General features: G+C 58.1%; 1 pseudogene. It reads left to right on the top strand.

Annotated features, from left to right (window positions below):
• A pseudogene (locus ACTHTS_RS11065) lies at positions 1 to 484 on the top strand (GNAT family N-acetyltransferase); the annotation flags it as partial.

Raw genomic sequence — 484 nt, 5'->3', positions numbered from 1 at the left:
GTTCAAATCCTGCCGCAAAAAACAGTTCGGCCACATCATCCTCATCCAAGACTGGGAAAGCCTGTCCGACGACGAATGGCACACCGCCGAAGCCGCCATCAAAAAACACCACGGCAACGAACTCAACATCAGCGTGTGCAGCCCCGCGGGCGTGCAGCTTCCATCGCAAAGCCTCAACATCAGTTCTCAACCCGACCATCCGGCAGGCTACACCGCCCTTTTGACCGGACACGCCTCCGTCAGCAGCGAAATCAACCTCATGCTGCAAAAAATGGGACAGGGCATTTCACGCCACATCAGCCTCAACTATCCGCTCAGCCCCACCACCTCTGCCGACTGGCTCAACCGTTTCGGCCACAACCGCCACACCAAAGTTGCCGTTATCGAACACAACCCAGCCGAAAACCAGCGCAACCTGTTCAGCGCCATCCGCCATTTCACCCGCCACACCCCGCTCATCCTCCACGTTACCCACCGTTCGGAC

Source organism: Neisseria sp. P0019.S003 (assembly GCF_051957115.1).
GTDB classification, from domain to species: Bacteria; Pseudomonadota; Gammaproteobacteria; order Burkholderiales; family Neisseriaceae; genus Neisseria; species Neisseria flavescens_D.
The sequence above is the reverse complement of the archived record's forward strand: the minus strand, read 5'-3'. Positions and strand labels throughout refer to the sequence as shown.